Below are 18,196 nucleotides of genomic sequence, written 5' to 3'. Positions count from 1 at the left end.
CCGCCATCAGAACGCTCCTTGATCGGGCCGGCGGGGCAGGATGTCCGGCGTTACAGACCGAGGTCGTTGTCGACCAGGTCAAACAACTCGTCGTCGGAGGCGTCGGCGAGGGCGTCCGGGACGCCGTCGGTCTCGGCCCCGCCGGTGTTCAGCTTCGCCAGCAGGCTCTGCAGGCGCAGGACGATGCGGGCTCGGCCGCTGTCGTCGCCGTCGCGGCTGGTCAGCGCCAGTTCGAGCCGGTCGAGTTCGGCCGCGGTGGGCAGGATCGTCGCGGTGTCGGGCAGGAGTTCGTTCTTGAGGTACCGCGCGAGCACGGTCGCGGTGGGCCGGTCGAAGACCAGCGTGGCGGGCAGTTTGAGGCCGGTTTCCCGGCTCAGGTGGTTGCGGACCTCGACGGCGGCGAGCGAGTCGAAGCCGAGTTCCCGGAACGCCCGGGTCGGCGGGATGCTGTCCGCCGAGGAGTGGCCGAGCACTGTCGCCGCCGCCGTGCGTACCAGTTCCAGCAGGTGCTTCTCCCGGTCCTGCTCGCCCAGGGCCGTGAGGTGGTCGCGCAAGGCCGTCACCGTGTCGGTGCCCGCCTGCGGGCCGTCGCCGTCCGCGTCGGCCAGGGCGTCGCGGGCCTCCGGCAGGTCGGCGAGCAGGCTGCTGTGCCGGGCCATGGTGTACGCCGGGGTGAACTTCGCCCAGTCGACGTCGGCGACAGTGGTGGTGGCGTCCGTGCCACCGACCGCCCGGGCCAGGGCCGCGATCGCCGCCTCCGGGTCGAGTGGCAGCAGTCCGCGTCGGCGCAGGCGGTCCTCGACCGCGGGGTCGTCGGCCATGCCCGCCCCGGCCCAGGGCCCCCAGGAGACCGCGGTGGCCGGGAGCCCGGTCGCGCGCCGGTGCTCGGCGAGCGCGTCCAGGTAGGAGTTGGCCGCCGCGTAGCCGCTCTGACCGCCGCTGCCCCAGATCCCGGCGATCGAGGAGAACAGCACGAACGCGTCGAGGTCGTGGCCGGCGAGCAGCTCGTCGAGGTGGGTCGCGCCGTCCACCTTCACGCGGGTGACCGCCGCGAACTCCTCGGCGGTGCAGTCGTCCAGCGAGGTGGGGTGGTCGACGCCGGCCGCGTGCACGACGGCCCGCAGCGGGGTGGGATCGGCGTGCACTTCGAGGAGCAGGTCGGCGACCGCGGACCGGTCGGTGACGTCGACCGCCGCGATGGTCACCCGGGCACCGAGGCTCTGGAGTTCGGCGGAGAGTTCCGCGGCGCCGGGCGCCGCTGTTCCGCGCCGGCTGGTCAGGACCAGGTGTTCCGCGCCGGACCGGGCGGCCCAGCGGGCGACGTGCGCGCCGAGACCGCCGGTGCCGCCGGTGATCAGGACGGTGCCGGTCGGCTGCCAGGAGGTGCCGTCGGCGTCGGAGGTGACCCGGACGAGGCGGCGTCCGTGCGTTCCGGTGCGGCGGATGGCCACCTGGTCCTCGCCGCCGGCGGCGAGGACCGCGACCAGGTCCCCGGCGGTACGCTCGTCGATCTGCTCGGGCAGGTCGACGAGCCCTCCCCAACGTCGTGGGTGGTCGAGGGCGACGGCCCGGCCGAAGCCCCAGACGGTCGCCTGGGACGGCCGCCGCAGCGGGTCGGTGCGGTCGACGGTGACCGCGCCCCGGGTCAGGCACCAGAGTGGGGCGCCGGCACCGCCGCTGTCGCCGAGTGCCTGCAGCAGGCGCAACGTCGACAGTGCGGGGTCGGTGCCGTTGTCGCCGAGGGCCTGGAGGGAGACGACACCGGCCAGGTCGGGGGTCTCCGAGACGATCTGCCAGAGCTGGTCGGTGAGCACGCCCCGGTCGGTGAGGGTGTCGTCGACGGTCGTGGTGATGACGTGCGCGCCGTGCTCCTCCAGGGCGGTGCGCACCCATCGGGTGTCGTCGGTGGGCGACACCAGGAGCCAGGTGCCGGTGAGGGCGGGTGCCGCGCCGGAGGTGAGCGGCTTCCAGGTGACCCGGTAGCGCCAGTTGCGGACGGTGTCGTGCTGCCTGCTGCGCTGCCGCCAGGTGGAGAGGACCGGCAGGGCGGCGTCGAGCGCCTCGCGGGCCGCATTGTCGAGGTCACCGGCGATCAGGTCGAGGTCGGCGCGTTCGACGGCGTCCCAGAAGCGGGCGTCGGTGGGGTGCTCGTCGCGGGTTGTGGGCCGCACGGTGTCCGGCCAGTAACGCTCGTGCTGGAAGGCGTAGGTGGGCAGGTCGACGCGCCGCGCACCGGGGTAGCACCGGGTCCAGTCGACCGCGACGCCGCACACGAAGACCTGGGCCAGGGCGGTAAGCAGCGTGGTCGGTTGGTCGCGGTCAGAGCGTTGCACGGGTACGAACACCGCGTCGGAAACGCAGTCGGCGCCCATCGCCGACAGGACTCCATCCGGGCCGATCTCCACAAACGTGCTGACACCTGCGGACTCCAGGGTGGCGATGCCGTCGGCGAACCGGACGGCCTCCCGCACGTGCCGCACCCAGTAGCCGGCGTCCAGCATCCCGGCGATCTGCCCGCTCACGTTGGACACCACCGGGATCCGGGGCTGCGCGTAGGTCAACGCTTCGGCGACCTGGGCGAACTCGGCGAGCATCGGCTCCATCAGTACCGAGTGGAACGCGTGGCTGACCCGCAGACGCTTCGACTTCTCGAAGTGGGCGGCAACAGCGGAAACCTCGTCCTCCGTGCCGGACAGCACCACCGAACGCGGACCGTTGATCGCCGCGACCGACACCCCGTCAGTCAGCAGCGGCAGCACCTCGGCCTCGGTGGCGCGAACCGCCACCATGACGCCACCGGCCGGCAGTGCCTGCATCAGTCGACCCCGCGCCGCGACCAGCTTCGCGGCGTCAGCCAGGGACAGCACCCCGGACACGTGCGCCGCCGCGATCTCACCGATCGAGTGCCCCACCAGGTAATCGGGGGTGACACCGAACGACTCGACCAGGCGGAACAACGCCACCTCGACCGCGAACAACGCCGCCTGCGTGTGGACCGTCTGGTCCAAGGCCTGCGCGTCGTCGGCGATCACGTCGCGGATCGGCCGGTCGAGGTGGAGGTCCAGCTCGGCGCAGGCCGCGTCGAACGCGTCCGCGTACACCGGGAAGCCCTCGACCAGGTCCAGGCCCATGCCGGGCCGCTGCGACCCCTGACCGGAGAAGACGAACGCCAGCTTGCCGTCGGAGATCTCGCCGGTCACCAGGCCGGCGGCCGGCTTACCGGCCGCTGCCGCCGCCAGGGCCTCGCCGTGCTGGGGGCCGAGAACCACCAGGCGTTCGGTCAGCGCCGCGCGGGTGGTGGCCAGCGAGTGCCCGACGTCGATCACGTCCGGCTGCTCCCCGCCGGTGACCCAGGTCAGCAGGCGCGCGGCCTGGTCGCGCAGCGCGCCGGGGCTGCGTGCGGAGAGCGTCCACGGGACGATGCCCGCCTGCGGCCGGTGCCGGGCCGGCGGATCGGCGTCGACGGCCGGTGGCTCCTCGATGATCACGTGAGCGTTGGTGCCGGACATGCCGAACGAGGAGATGGCGGCGCGGCGCGGGTGGTCGCCGGCCGGCCACGGTCGCGCTTCGGTGAGGAGTTCCACCGAGCCGGCGGACCAGTCCACGTGCGGGGTCGGCTCGTCCACGTGCAGGGTTCGCGGGAGGGTCCCGTGTCGCATCGCCTCGACCATCTTGATGATCCCGGCGACGCCCGCGGCGGCCTGCGAGTGGCCGATGTTCGACTTGATCGAGCCGAGCCAGAGCGGCTGGTCCTTCGGGCGGTCCTGGCCGTAGGTGGCGAGCAGCGCCTGTGCCTCGATCGGGTCGCCGAGCACGGTGCCGGTGCCGTGTGCCTCCACCGCGTCGACGTCGGCGGTCGTGAGGTCGGCGGCGGCGAGAGCCGCCCGGATCACCCGTTGTTGCGCGGGGCCGTTCGGGGCGGTCAGGCCGTTGGAGGCGCCGTCCTGGTTGATTGCACTGCCGCGGACCAGGGCGAGGACCTGATGGCCGTTGCGTCGGGCGTCGGAGAGGCGTTCCACCAGCAGGACGCCCACGCCCTCGGCCCAGCCGGTGCCGTCGGCGCCCGCCGCGAACGACTTGCACCGGCCGTCGGCGGCGAGGCCACGCTGGCGGGAGAACTCGGTGAACGTGCCCGGTGTGGCCATCACGATCGCGCCGCCGGCGAGGGCGAGATCGCACTCACCGGACCGCAGTGCCTGCGCGGCCAGGTGCAACGCGACGAGCGACGACGAGCAGGCGGTGTCCACCGAGACGGACGGCCCTTCCAGACCCAGCGCGTAGGACACCCGGCCGGAGATGACGCTGGCGGCGTTGCCGGTGGCCAGGTAGCCCTCCACGGCGTCCGGCGCCGCCATCAGCAGGGTCGGGTAGTCGTGGCTGTTGGTGCCGGTGAAGACGCCGGTGTGGGTGCCGCGCAGGGCGACCGGGTCGATGCCGGCCCGCTCCACCGCCTCCCAGGACGTCTCCAGCAGCAGGCGCTGCTGCGGGTCCATGGCGAGCGCCTCGCGGGGCGAGATGCCGAAGAACCGGGCGTCGAAGTCGGCCACACCGTCGAGGAAGCCGCCGGCTGCGGCGTACGAGGTGCCGCGGGCGTCGGGGTCGGCGTCGTAGAGGGCGTCCAGGTCCCAGCCTCGGTCGGCGGGCAGACTCGAAACGGCGTCGGTGCCGGTGTCGACCAGTCGCCACAGGTCCTCCGGCGAACCGACCCCGCCGGGGTAGCGGCAGGCCATGCCGACGATGGCGATCGGTTCGTTGGCGGCGGCCGTCACCCGCGTCTCCGGGGTGGCACCGTCGTCGGAGCCGAGCAGGGCGGCCAGGTGGCCGGCGAGCGTTGCGGCGTTCGGGTAGTCGAAGACGACGCTGGACGGCAGGTGCAGACCGGTCGTGGTGACCAACCGGTTGCGGAGTTCCACAGCGGTGAGTGAGTCGAAGCCGAGTTCGCGGAAGGGTCGGTCGGTGCCGATGTCGGCGACGCCGCCCAACCCGAGGACCGCGGCCGCTTCGGTGCGCACGACGTCCAGGAGTCGCTTCGCGCGTTCGGTGGCACTGAGCCCGTCGAGGAAGGTGCTCTGCGCTGCGGTCACGTCCTCGACCGGGTTGTACACCTCATCGAGCAACGGACGCGGCCTGGCCGAGGTGAACGACGCGCCGAACCGCTCCCACTCGACGTCGGCGATCGTGACCGCACGCTCCCCCGAGCCCACCACCTGCGCGAACGCGGCCATCGCCAACTCCGCCGGCATCGGCGGCAACCCCCGACGACGCAACTGCACGTCATCCCCGGCCGCCGCGACCATTCCGCCGCCAGCCCACGGACCCCACGACAGCGCCGTACCCACCACGCCACGAGCCCGACGCGCCGCGATCAACCCATCCAGGAACGCATTCGCCGCCGCATAGGCACCCTGACCACCCGAACCCCAAATACCGGAGATCGACGAGAACACCACGAACGCGTCCAGGTCATCACCCAACAACTCATCCAGATGAACCGCACCGGCGACCTTCCCACTGACCACCTCGTCCCACACCTGAGGCGTGAGTTCCGTCAGCAACGCCGACCGCTCCACACCTGCGGCGTGCACCACGGCTCGCGCCGGAGTGTCCAGGTTCTGCAACAGCGCGGCGACCGCGTCCCGATCGGTCATGTCACAGGCGACGACCGTGGCACGCGCTCCGGCCGCCTCGACGGCGGCGACGACGTCCGCCGCGCCAGCAGCCTGCGGACCTCGCCGCGACACCAGCACGAGGTGCTCGGCACCCTGCTCGGCGGCCCAGACCGCGACCCGACCACCCAGCGATCCCGTACCGCCGGTCACCAGGACCGTCCCCGACGGCACCCAACCCGGCTGCTCACCGGTCACGGCGGCCGAGCGGACCAACCGCCGCACGTACACACCCGAGGACCGCACCGCCACCTGATCCTCGGCACCGAAACCACCGGCCAGCACCCGCACCAGTCGGGCACCCACCCGCGCATCCCAACTGGCCGGGACATCGACCAGACCACCCCACAGGTGCGGCAACTCCAGACCCACCACCCGACCGACGCCCCACACCGCCGACGCCTCCGGGGTGACGGTGTCGGCGCGGCCCACGGGTGCACCACCGGTGGTCACCACCCACAGCGGAGCGACAACGCCAGCCCGCACCAGCTCCTGCACCAGGGCGAGGGTGAGTTCGGCCGGGTCGGTGAGTCCGGTCTCCAGGGCGAAGAGTGAGACGACGCCGGTCAGGTCCTCCGGCAGGTCGCCGAGGACGGCGGCGATGACGGCCCGGTCGGCGGTCGGGGCCAGTTCGACGCTGATGACGTCCGCTCCGGCGCCCGTCAGGCTGGTGGTGATGCCCGCGCCGGTGCCGGTGGGGCCGATGACCAGCCATGAGCCGGTCAGGGCGACCGCTGTGTCCCCGGTCGCCGAGCGCCACTCGACGCGGTAGCGCCGGTCGTCGAGGAGGTGGCCGTCCTGGCGCTTGCGGTGCCACTCGACCAGGGCCGGGAGCAGGTCACCGGCGCTGTCCACGGTGATGCCGATCCGGTCCAGGTCGCCGTCCTGGACGGCTGCCCAGAAGTCGTCGTCGTGCACGCTGGCGCCGGACGCCCCGCCGTCGACGCCGGAGAAGACGTCGGCCAGGGTGGCGCTCGGCCAGTAGTCGCGGTGCCGGAAGGCGTAGGTGGGCAGGTCGATGAGGCGACCGCCGGGGTAGCACTGCGCCCAGTCCACCGGGACACCGCGAACGAAGGCTTTGGCCAGGCCGCTGAGGAAGGTCAGCACCTGGTCGGCGGTCGCGCGCTGAAGGGGGACGAGCGCGGCCCCGGTCACGCAGTCCGCTCCCATGGCGGCGAGTACGCCGTCCGGGCCGATTTCGAGGAAGGTGGTGACGCCGTCGGCCTCCAGCGTCGCGATGCCGTCGGCGAAGCGCACCGCCTCGCGGACGTGCCGCACCCAGTAGTCCGCGTCCTGCGCCGTCGCGACCTGTCCGGTGATGTTGGAGACGACGGGGATGCGCGGCGGGTGGTAGGTCAGTCCGCCGGCCACCTGGGCGAAGGCGCCCAGCATGGGCTCCATCAGCGAGGAGTGGAAGGCGTGGCTGACCCGCAGTCGCTTGGACTTCTCGAAGTGGGCGGCAACTGCGTCGACCTCGCCTTCCACCCCGGACAGCACCACCGAGCGGGGTCCGTTGATCGCGGCGATGTCCACGCCCTCGGTCAGCAGCGGCAGCACCTCGGCCTCGGTGGCCCGTACGGCGACCATGACGCCGCCGGCCGGCAGCTCCTGCATCAGGCGGCCTCGGGCCGCGACCAACGTCGTCGCGTCGGCGAGGGACAGCACCCCGGCGACGTGCGCGGCGGCGATCTCCCCGATCGAGTGCCCCACCAGGTGGTCCGGGGTGACACCGAACGACTCGACCAGGCGGTAGAGGGCGACCTCGTAGGCGAACAGCGCCGTCTGGGTGTAGAGGGTCTGGTCGAGCTCGACGCCGTCGGTGATCACGTCGCGCAGCGGGCGGTCCAGGTGGATGTCGAGTTCGGCGCAGGCCGCGTCGAATGCCTCGGCGAAGACCGGGTAGGTCTCGGCCAGTTCCAGGCCCATGCCGGGTCGCTGTGAGCCCTGGCCGGAGAAGACGAACGCGAGCTTGCCGTCGGAGACCTCGCCGACGACCAGACCGGCCGCGGAATCGCCGGCCGCGAGCGCGTCGAGGGCGTCGCGGTGGTCGGCGCCGAGCGACACAGCCCGGTACGGCAGGGCGGCGCGGTGCGTCGCGAGGGTGTGACCGACGTCGACGGGGTTGGCCGTGGGGTGTCTGTCGAGGTGGTCGGTGAGTCGGGTTGCCTGTGCCCGCAGGGCGTCGTCGCTGCGGGCGGAGATGAGCCACGGGACTACCGGGTGCGGTGCGCCGGCCGGCTGGTCGGTGGGTTCGGTGGTCGGGGGTTCTTCCAGAATGAGGTGGGCGTTGGTGCCGGAGAATCCGAATGAGGACACACCCGCGCGCCGTGGCCGGTCGGTCTGGGGGTGCCAGGGGCGGGTCTCGGTGAGCAACCGCACCGCACCGGCCGACCAGTCGACCTGCGGGGTCGGCTCGTCCACATGCAACGTCGCTGGCAACACATTGTGCTTCAGGGCCTGGACCATCTTGATGACACCCGCCACACCCGCGGCGGCCTGGGTGTGACCGATGTTCGACTTCACCGACCCCAACCACAACGGCTCACCACCAGCACGGTCCTGCCCATAGGTGGCCAACAACGCCTGCGCCTCGATCGGATCACCCAACCTGGTGCCCGTGCCATGCGCCTCCACCACATCAACATCAGCAACACCCAGGCCAGCGCTGCCCAACGCCGAACGAATCACCCGCTGCTGCGACGGACCATTCGGCGCCGTCAAACCATTCGACGCACCATCCTGATTGACCGCACTCCCCGCCACCACCGCCAACACCGGATGCCCAAGACGCACCGCATCCGACAACCGCTCCACCACCAGAACACCAACACCCTCACCCCACGCCGTGCCATCCGCCGCCGCCGCGAACGCCTTACACCGCCCATCACCGGCCAACCCCCGCTGCCGCGAAAACTCAATAAACGTCCCCGGCGTCGACATCACCGTCACACCACCAGCCAGAGCCAAACCACACTCCCCCGACCGCAACGCCTGCACCGCCAAATGCAACGCCACCAACGACGACGAACACGCCGTATCAACAGTGACCGCCGGGCCCTCCACCCCAAGAACATAAGAAACACGACCCGACAACACACTCGCCGCGTTACCCGTCCCCAGGAAACCATCAGCCTCCCGCGGCACCGCCAACAACAACGTCGAATAATCCTGACCATTGGTCCCCGTGAACACACCAACCGGAGAACCCCGCAAACCCAACGGATCCACACCCGCCGACTCCAACGCCTCCCACGACACCTCCAACAACAAACGCTGCTGCGGATCCATCGCCAAAGCCTCACGCGGCGACACCCCGAAAAACGACGCGTCGAACCCCGCTACACCCTCCAAAAACCCACCCGACGACACATACGACGTCCCGAACGACTCCCCATCACCGACCAACCCCGACAGATCCCAACCCCGATCCGACGGAAACTCCACCACCCCATCACCACCAGAAACCACAAAATCCCACAACTCATCCGGCGAACCCACACCACCCGGAAAACGACACGCCATCCCCACAATCGCCACCGGCTCATCCACCACCGAACCCGCGACCACCTCCGCAACAACACCCTCATCCCCACCCAACAACGACCCCAAAAACCCCGCCAACACACCCGCCGACGGATAATCAAAAACAACACTCGACGGCAACGACAAACCCGTCGCAGCGGCCAACCGGTTGCGGAGTTCCACCGCGGTCAGTGAGTCGAAGCCCAGTTCGCGGAAGGGTCGGTCGGTGCCGATGTCGGCGACGCCACCCAACCCGAGGACCGCGGCCGCTTCGGTGCGGACCACGTCCAGGAGTCGCTTCGCGCGTTCGGTGGCACTGAGCCCGTCGAGGAAGGTGCTCTGCGCTGCGGTCACGTCCTCGACCGGGTTGTACACCTCATCGAGCAACGGACGCGACCTGGCCGAGGTGAACGACGCGCCGAACCGCTCCCACTCGACGTCGGCGATCGTGACCGCACGCTCCCCCGACCCCACCACCTGCGCGAACGCGGCCATCGCCAACCCCGCCGGCATCGGCGGCAACCCCCGACGACGCAACTGCACGTCATCCCCAGCCGCCGCGACCATCCCCCCACCAGCCCACGGACCCCACGACAACGCCGTACCCACCACACCACGAGCCCGACGCGCCGCGATCAACCCATCCAGGAACGCATTCGCCGCCGCATAGGCACCCTGACCACCCGAACCCCAGATACCCGAGATCGACGAGAACACCACGAACGCGTCCAGGTCATCACCCAACAACTCATCCAGATGAACCGCACCCGCGACCTTCCCGCCGACCACCTCGTCCCACAGGTCGGGGGTGGTGTCGGTCAGCCGCGCGGACCGCTCCACACCGGCGGCGTGCACCACGGCCCGCACCGGACTGTCCAGACTGTCGAGCAGGCCACGAACCGCGTCCCGATCGGTCATGTCACAGGCGGCGACCGTCACCTGCGCACCCGCCGCCTCGACCGCGGCGACAACATCGGCCGCGCCCGCGGCTTGGGCACCCCGCCGCGACACCAGCACCACGTGCTCGGCACCCTGCTCGGCGGCCCAGACCGCGACCCGACCGCCCAGCGATCCCGTACCGCCGGTCACCAGGACCGTCCCCGACGGCACCCAACCCGGCTGGTCACCGACTGCGGCGGCCGAGCGGACCAACCGCCGCACGTACACACCGGAGGACCGCACCGCCACCTGATCCTCGGCACCAAAACCACCGGCCAACACCCGCACCAACCGGGCGCCCACCCGCGCATCCCAGCCGGCGGGGACATCGACCAGACCACCCCACAGGTGCGGCAACTCCAGACCCACCACGCGACCGACGCCCCAGACCGCCGACGCTTCCGGGGCGATGGTGTCGGCGCGGCCCACGGGTGCACCGCCGGTGGTCACCACCCACAGCGGGGCGGTCACGCTCGCGACAGTCAGCTGTTGCACCAGGGCGAGCAGTTCGGCTCCGGTGTCGGGCGAGGCGACGATGCCGGCGATCGGTGCGGGCAGGTCGCCCAGCTCGGTCGAGCTGTGCGCGCGGAGCACCTCGGCTCCGGCTTCGGTCAGGGTCCTCGCGAGGGAACCGACAAGGCTCTCGTCGGCCCGATCAGCGCCGACGATCAGCCAGCGGCCGTCGAGGGTGTCGGCGGCCTCGCTGGTGACCGGCCGCCAGGTGGCCCGGTAGCGCCAGCCGTCGACAACTTCGGCGTCCTGGCGCTTGCGGCGCCACTCGACCAGGGCCGGGAGCAGGTCACCGGCGCTGTCCACGGTGATACCGAGCCGGGCCAGGTCACCGTCCTCGACAGCAGCCCAGAAGTCGGCGTCGGCCGGCTCGCCCGCGTCGGTGACGGCCACCGGCTCGGGAACGCTCGGCCAGTAACGCTCGTGCTGGAAGGCGTAGGTGGGCAGGTCGACGAGGCGTCCGCCGGTCAGGCACGAAGTCCAGTTCACCGCGACGCCGCGCACGAAGACGTGGGCGAGGGCGGTGAGCAGGGTGGTCGGTTGGTCGCGGTCAGAGCGTTGCACGGGTACGAACACCGCGTCGGTGACGCAGTCCGCGCCCATGGCGGACAGGACGCCGTCGGGGCCGATCTCGACGAACGTGCTGACGCCTGCGGCCTCCAGGGTGGCGATGCCGTCGGCGAACCGGACTGCTTCCCGTACGTGCCGCACCCAGTAGTCGGCGTCCTGCGCTTCGGCGACCTGCCCGGTCACGTTCGACACCACCGGAATCCGCGGCTGCGCGTAGGTCAACGTTTCGGCAACCTGAGCGAACTCGGCCAGCATCGGCTCCATCAGCACCGAGTGGAAGGCATGGCTGACCCGCAGACGCTTCGACTTCTTGAAGTTCGCCGCCACCGCGGCGACCTCGTCGGCCACACCGGACAGCACCACCGAGCGGGGACCGTTGATCGCCGCGACCGACACCCCGTCGGTCAGCAGCGGCAGCACCTCGGCCTCGGTGGCCCGAACCGCGACCATCACCCCACCCGACGGTAGGGCCTGCATCAGGCGGCCCCGGGCGGCGACCAGCTTCGCGGCGTCGGCGAGGGACAGCACCCCGGACACGTGCGCGGCGGCGATCTCACCGATCGAATGACCGACCAGGTAGTGCGGGGTGACCCCGAACGACTCGACGAGACGGAACAACGCCACCTCGACCGCGAACAGCGCCGCCTGCGTGTAGACGGTCTGGTCCAGGGCCTTGGCGTCGTCGGCGATCACGTCGCGGATCGGCCGGTCGAGGTGACGGTCGAGCTCGGCGCAGGCCGCATCGAACGCGTCCGCGTACACCGGGTAGGTCTCGGCCAGTTCCAGGCCCATGCCGGGTCGCTGTGAGCCCTGACCAGAGAAGACGAAGGCGGTGCGCCCGCCCTGCGCGGTGCCGGTGACCAGACCGGGAGCCGCAGCTCCGGCGGCGAGGGCGCTCAACGCGGCCTGCCGATCCTCGGCCAGGACGACAGCCCGGTGCGCGAGGGTGGCGCGAGCGGCCAGCGAACGACCGACGTCTGCCGGCTCGGTTTCGGGTCGCCTGTCGAGGTGGTTGGTGAGTCGGGTTGCCTGTGCCCGCAGGGCGTCGTCGCTGCGAGCGGAGATGAGCCACGGCACCACCGGGTGCGGTGCGCCGGCCGGCTGGTCGGTCACGGCCTCGACGGTCGGGGGTTCTTCCAGAATGAGGTGGGCGTTGGTGCCGGAGAATCCGAATGAGGACACACCCGCGCGCCGTGGCCGGTCGGTCTGGGGGTGCCAGGGGCGGGTCTCGGTGAGCAACCGCACCGCACCGGCCGACCAGTCGACCTGCGGGGTCGGCTCGTCCACATGCAACGTCGCTGGCAACACATTGTGCTTCAGGGCCTGGACCATCTTGATGACACCCGCCACACCCGCGGCGGCCTGGGTGTGACCGATGTTCGACTTCACCGACCCCAACCACAACGGCTCACCACCAGCACGGTCCTGCCCATAGGTGGCCAACAACGCCTGCGCCTCGATCGGATCACCCAACCTGGTGCCCGTGCCATGCGCCTCCACCACATCAACATCAGCAACACCCAGGCCAGCGCTGCCCAACGCCGAACGAATCACCCGCTGCTGCGACGGACCATTCGGCGCCGTCAAACCATTCGACGCACCATCCTGATTGACCGCACTCCCCGCCACCACCGCCAACACCGGATGCCCAAGACGCACCGCATCCGACAACCGCTCCACCACCAGAACACCAACACCCTCACCCCACGCCGTGCCATCCGCCGCCGCCGCGAACGCCTTACACCGCCCATCACCGGCCAACCCCCGCTGCCGCGAAAACTCAATAAACGTCCCCGGCGTCGACATCACCGTCACACCACCAGCCAGAGCCAAACCACACTCCCCCGACCGCAACGCCTGCACCGCCAAATGCAACGCCACCAACGACGACGAACACGCCGTATCAACAGTGACCGCCGGGCCCTCCACCCCAAGAACATAAGAAACACGACCCGACAACACACTCGCCGCGTTACCCGTCCCCAGGAAACCATCAGCCTCCCGCGGCACCGCCAACAACAACGTCGAATAATCCTGACCATTGGTCCCCGTGAACACACCAACCGGAGAACCCCGCAAACCCAACGGATCCACACCCGCCGACTCCAACGCCTCCCACGACACCTCCAACAACAAACGCTGCTGCGGATCCATCGCCAAAGCCTCACGCGGCGACACCCCGAAAAACGACGCGTCGAACCCCGCTACACCCTCCAAAAACCCACCCGACGACACATACGACGTCCCGAACGACTCCCCATCACCGACCAACCCCGACAGATCCCAACCCCGATCCGACGGAAACTCCACCACCCCATCACCACCAGAAACCACAAAATCCCACAACTCATCCGGCGAACCCACACCACCCGGAAAACGACACGCCATCCCCACAATCGCCACCGGCTCATCCACCACCGAACCCGCGACCACCTCCGCAACAACACCCTCATCCCCACCCAACAACGACCCCAAAAACCCCGCCAACACACCCGCCGACGGATAATCAAAAACAACACTCGACGGCAACGACAAACCCGTCGCAGCGGCCAACCGGTTGCGGAGTTCCACCGCGGTCAGTGAGTCGAAGCCCAGTTCCTTGAACGGTTGGTCGGCGTCGATCAGGCCGGCGCCGGCGTGCCCGAGGACGGCGGCAGCGCTGGTGACCACCAGGTCGAGCAGCTCGCGGGACCGCTCCTCGGCGCTCATCGCGGCGTACCGGCCGGCGGCCGGCGCAGCCGGCTCCGCGGTGGCGGCCTGGAGGCGAAGGTGGTCGGGCAGCGCGCTGACCAGGGGGCGGACGCGGGCCGACGCGTACATCGGGAGGAAGCGGTCCCAGTCGACGTCGGCGATGGTCACGCAGGTCTCGTCGTGGTCGAGGACCGACTGGAGGCCGGAGAGAGCCAGCTCCGGGTCGAGGGTGAGCAGGCCACGCCGGCGTAGCTGCTCGGTGATGTCCGGGTCGTCGGCCATGCCACCGCCGGCCCAGACGCCCCAGGCGACCGAGGTGGCTGCGGCACCACGGGCGCGGCGCCACTGGGCGAACGCGTCGAGGAAGGCGTTGCCCGCCGAGTACGCGGCCTGTCCGCCACTGCCCCAGACGCCGGAGATCGAGGAGAACAGGACGAAGGTGCTGGGTTCGTCGCCGAGCGCGGCGTCCAGGTTGATCGCACCGGCGACCTTGGCGGCCAGGACCGCGTCGAGGTCGGCGTCGGTGGCGGTGGCAAGGTCGGTGTGGTGGTCGACGCCGGCGGCGTGCACCACGGTGCCGATCCGCTCGCCGTCCGCCCGCAGTCGTTCTACCAGCCGGTTCACCTCTGCGGGGTCGGCGACGTCGCAGGCGGTGACGGTCACCCGGGCGCCGTGGCGGCGTACCTCGGCGGCCACCAGATCGGCGTCGGGGGCGTGGATGCCCCGGCGGCTGACCAGGACCACGTGTTCGGCGCCGCGGACCGCGACCCAGCTAGCCACCCGGGCACCGAGGCCGCCGGTTCCGCCGGTGATCAGGACGGTGCCGCGCGGCAGCCACGCGTCGCGGGGCGCGGCGGCGGTGTGCGGGTCACGCAGCAGGCGACGTACGTAGGTGCCGGAGCCGCGTACCGCGATCTCGTCCTCGCCGCTGCCGTGCAGCGCGGCGACGACCCGTTCGGCGGCGCGCTGGTCCAGCTTCTCCGGCAGGTCGATGAGGCCGCCCCAGAGATGGGGGCGTTCCAGGCCGAGGACACGGCCGAGACCCCAGGCCAGGGCCTGGCGGGGGGCGTCGAGGTGGTCGGCGCGGCCGGTGGAGACGGCGCCCCGGGTGGCGGCCCAGAGTGGTGCTTCAAGGCCCGCGTCGGCGCAGGCCTGCGCGACGGTCAGGAGGGTCGCCGCCGGGTCGAGCGCGGGGTCCAGGGCGAGCAGGGACAGGATGCCGTCGGTGGGCCTGGCGGCGCGCAGTCGCTCGGCGAGAGCGCCGCGCTCCGGTGTCACGGTGAGCACTGTGGTGTCGCCGAGGGCGCTCAGCAGCGGCGCGTCGACGTCGACGTCGGCGCTGGTGAGCACGAGCCAGCGACCGGTGGCCGGCGTGCGGGGTGAGCCGGTCAGCGGCTCCCAGCCGATCCGGTAGCGCAGCGTGTCGAGCACCGCGTGGGTGTGCCGTCGCCGCCGCCACGCTGAGAACGCCGGCAGCAGCGCTTCCAGGGTCTCGCGGTCCTCGTCGGAGCCGAGGCCAAGGGTTTCCGCGAGGAAGGCGGTGTCCTGGCGCTCGATGGCCGACCAGAAGTGCCCGTCGGCCGGATCGCCGGCCGTTTCCGTGCGCTCGGCGGGCGGCGAGGTGAGCCAGTACTGCTGCCGCTGGAAGGCGTAGGTGGGCAGGTCGATGAGGCGTCCGCCGGTCAGGCACTGCGTCCAGTCCACCGCGACGCCGCGCACGAAGACCTGGGCCAGGGCGGTGAGCAGCGAGGTCGGTTGGTCCCGGTCAGAGCGTTGCACGGGTACGAACACCGCGTCCGCGACACAGTCCGCGCCCATCGCCGACAGCACCCCGTCCGGGCCGATCTCCACGAACGTGCTGACCCCCAGGCCTTCCAGGGTGGCGATGCCCTCGGCGAACCGGACCGCTTCCCGCACGTGCCGCACCCAGTAGCCGGCGTCCTGCGCCTCCGCGATCTGCCCAGTCAGGTTCGACACCACCGGGATCCGCGGCGACTCGTAGGTCAATGTCTCCGCGACCTGTGCGAACTCGGCCAGCATGGGCTCCATCAGCACCGAGTGGAACGCGTGGCTGACCCGCAACCGCTTCGACTTCTCGAACTGGGCGGCAACAGCCGCGACCTCGTCGGCCACCCCGGACAGCACCACCGAGCGGGGGCCGTTCACCGCCGCGATGGACACCCCGTCGGTCAGCAGCGGCAGCACCTCGGCCTCGGTGGCCCGTACGGCCACCATCACGCCACCGGTCGGCAGTGCCTGCATGAGGCGGCCTCGGGCGGCGACCAGCTTCGCGGCGTCGGCGAGAGACAGCACCCCGGACACGTGCGCGGCCGCGATCTCACCGATCGAATGCCCCACCAGGAAGTCCGGGGTGACACCGAACGACTCGACCAGCCGGAACAGGGCGACCTCTACCGCGAACAACGCCGCCTGCGTGTGGACAGTCTGGTCCAGGGCCTCCGCGTCGTCTGAGATCACCTCGCGGATCGGGCGGTCGAGATGACGATCCAGCTCCGCGCAGGCCGCGTCGAACGCGTCCGCGAACACCGGGAACGACGCCGCCAACCCCAGACCCATACCCGGCCGCTGCGACCCCTGCCCCGAGAACACGAACGCCGTCTTCCCACGCACCACCGACCCGACGACCGGACCCAACTCACCAGCGGCAACCGCCGCCAACTCCTCCGACCCGAACACCACCGCCCGATGCGCGTGCAACGACCGCGACGACACCAACGAGAACCCGACATCCACCGGATCCACACCCGCCACCGCCGCCAACCGCGACGCCTGACCCCGCAAACCCTCCGGCGACCGGGCCGACAACACCCACGGCACCCGTGCCGGCAGGACGGCCGCGCCCCGCTGCGGGACGTCGGCGGCCGGCGGTTCCTCGATGATGACGTGCGCGTTGGTGCCGGAGACCCCGAACGACGACACACCCGCCCGGCGCGGCCGGTCCTCGGTGCCGGGCCACGGCCGGGCCGTGGTGAGCAGTTCGACAGCGCCCGCCGACCAGTCCACCTGTGGCGTCGGCTCGTCCACGTGCAGCGTTCGCGGCATGGTCCGGTGCCGCATCGCCATCAGCATCTTGATGATGCCGGCGACACCGGCGGCGGCCTGGGTGTGCCCGATGTTCGACTTGATCGACCCCAGCCACAGCGGCTCGTCGGCAGAGCGGTCCTGGCCGTAGGTGGCGATCAGGGCCTGCGCCTCGATCGGGTCCCCCAGGGTGGTGCCGGTGCCGTGCGCCTCGACGAGGTCGACGTGTTCGGCGGGGACCCGGGCGTTGGCCAGGGCGCTGCGGATGACGCGCTGCTGGGCTGGGCCGTTCGGGGCGGTCAGGGCGCTGCTGGCGCCGTCCTGGTTGACTGCGGTGCCCCGGACGACGCCGAGGACACGGTGGCCGTTGCGGACCGCGTCGGAGAGCCGTTCCAGGAGGAGCATGCCGGCGCCCTCGGCCCAGCCGGTGCCGTCGGCGGCGGCGGCGAACGACTTGCACCGGCCGTTGGTGGAGAGGCCGCGCTGCTTGCTGAAGTCGACGAACACGACCGGGGTGGCCATCACGGCGACGCCGCCGGCCAGGGCGAGGGAGCATTCCCCCTGACGCAGCGACTGGACCGCCAGGTGCAGGGCGACCAGCGACGACGAGCAGGCCGTGTCGACGGTGACCGCCGGCCCCTCCAGCCCCAGGGTGTACGCGACCCGCCCGGAGGCGACACTGCCGGAGTTGCCGGTGCCGAGGTAGCCGGCGACGTCGTCCGGAATGCTGCTCAGGTTGACCGCGTAGTCGTGGTACATGACGCCGGCGAACACCCCGGTACGGCTGCCGCGCAACCCGGTCGGGTCGATGCCGGCCCGCTCGAAGGTCTCCCAGGACGTCTCCAGCAGCAGGCGCTGCTGCGGGTCCATGGCGATGGCCTCGCGGGGTGAGATGCCGAAGAAGGCCGGGTCGAACTGGCCCGCCTCGTGCAGGAAGCCACCCTCGTGGGTGTACGACGTCCCGGGGTGGTCGGGGTCCGGGTGGTAGAGCGACTCCAGGTCCCAGCCGCGGTCGACGGGGAACTCGGTGATGCCGTCCCGCTCGTCGGCGACCAGGCGCCACAGGTCCTCGGGCGTCTCCACACCGCCGGGGTAGCGGCAGGCCATGCCGATGATCGCGATCGGCTCGCGATCGCGCTCCTCCATCTCGCGCAACCGCTGACGGGTGTCGCGCAGGTCGCTGGTGGCGCGCTTGAGGTAGTCCAGGAGCTTGGCTTCGTCGGCCATCAGAACGTCACTCCCCGTCGGTGTTTCAT

The 18,196-nt window shown here is 71.1% G+C and carries 1 protein-coding gene; it reads right to left on the bottom strand.

Annotated features, from left to right (window positions below; genetic code table 11):
* Positions 1-50: 50 nt before the first annotated feature.
* Positions 51-18,170, bottom strand: a complete 18,120-nt coding sequence (locus KBX46_RS13410; RefSeq protein WP_374224971.1) for a type I polyketide synthase — start codon at positions 18,168-18,170, stop codon at positions 51-53.
* Between the last annotated feature and the right edge of the window lie 26 nt (positions 18,171-18,196).

This window comes from Micromonospora sp. C81, assembly GCF_018070425.1.
GTDB lineage: Bacteria > Actinomycetota > Actinomycetes > Mycobacteriales > Micromonosporaceae > Micromonospora > Micromonospora zamorensis.
The sequence above is the reverse complement of the archived record's forward strand: the minus strand, read 5'-3'. Positions and strand labels throughout refer to the sequence as shown.